The organism is Halovenus amylolytica (assembly GCA_004015825.1).
Lineage (GTDB): Archaea > Halobacteriota > Halobacteria > Halobacteriales > Haloarculaceae > Halovenus > Halovenus amylolytica.
The window spans coordinates 1-948 of record SAYS01000059.1 but is presented as its reverse complement, the minus strand read 5'-3'; the positions used below and the strand labels follow the sequence as shown (position 1 = coordinate 948).

The 948-nt window shown below is 51.9% G+C and carries 1 protein-coding gene; it reads left to right on the top strand.

The window, feature by feature from the left end; all coding sequences use genetic code 11:
* The first annotated feature begins 57 nt into the window (after nt 1–57).
* Nucleotides 58–944, top strand: a protein-coding gene (locus EOW68_RS18280) for an IS1595 family transposase (RefSeq protein WP_128226583.1) whose coding sequence is annotated in 2 segments (ribosomal slippage) — nt 58–520 and nt 520–944 — 888 coding nt in all. Because the reading frame shifts where the segments join, the coding sequence is not laid out codon by codon here.
* Nucleotides 945–948 lie beyond the last annotated feature (4 nt).

The window sequence follows — 948 nt, the reverse complement described above, 5'->3', positions numbered from 1 at the left end:
CGCTCATCTGTATTGGTGGATACTTTCTCATGACTGGAGTTCGTAGTCTGCTACAGCATGGTCAGCAGAGAGAGCGTCAGCAATGTGTTTCTGCCTGACAAAGAGGACTGTTTGGAGTACCTGCGTGATCACCGGTGGCCGAACGGGGTGACGTGTCCGCACTGCGAGAGTGCGGACACGATCAAGAAGGGAACGACCAGAAAGGGTGCGCAACGCTACCAATGTAAGAACTGTAATAGTATTTTTAACGATCTCACTGAGACTATCTTTGCGGAACATCAGCTTTCCATCCCTGAAATGTATCACATCATCAGCAAAATGGAAGGGCACACAACCAACGATATCTTTCAAGAACTTGATCGGACGTACAAGACAGTCTTGGACTTCGTGCATGAAGTCCAAGACGCCCTGGAGGAAGATCCCGAATTTGACCTCTACGGTGTCTGTGAAGCTGACGAAGTCTACGTCGTTGCGGGTGAGAAAGGCACCAAGCAAGCGAGTCCGCGCTCGCGCGGACTCAAAAAAAGGGACGCGGAACGTTCGAGTCAGACAAACCGCCAGTCGTGACACTCGTCCGTCGCTCCGACGGACGAGTTCGGTTCCTCGTTCGCGAGAATCTCGAAGACGTAGACGAGGACATCGTCGAATACGGCGATGAAGACGATCCGGCGATCCTCTGTACAGATCAGTACACCATCTACGATGGAATCGACGAATACGACGAGATTGATGGCCATCTCGCCATCAATCACGACGACCACTACGTGGTCGGAGATGCTCACACGAACAGCTGTGAGAATCGACACAGTTTCCTTCGCAACTGGTTGCGAAGGTTCCGGGGCGTCTCAAAACACCACTTACAGGGCTATCTGAACTTCCTCAGCCTCACACTCAACACCGAACGCTGGTTCGAGAAAATCCTGAGTACCGACTTCTACAGATGAGCGT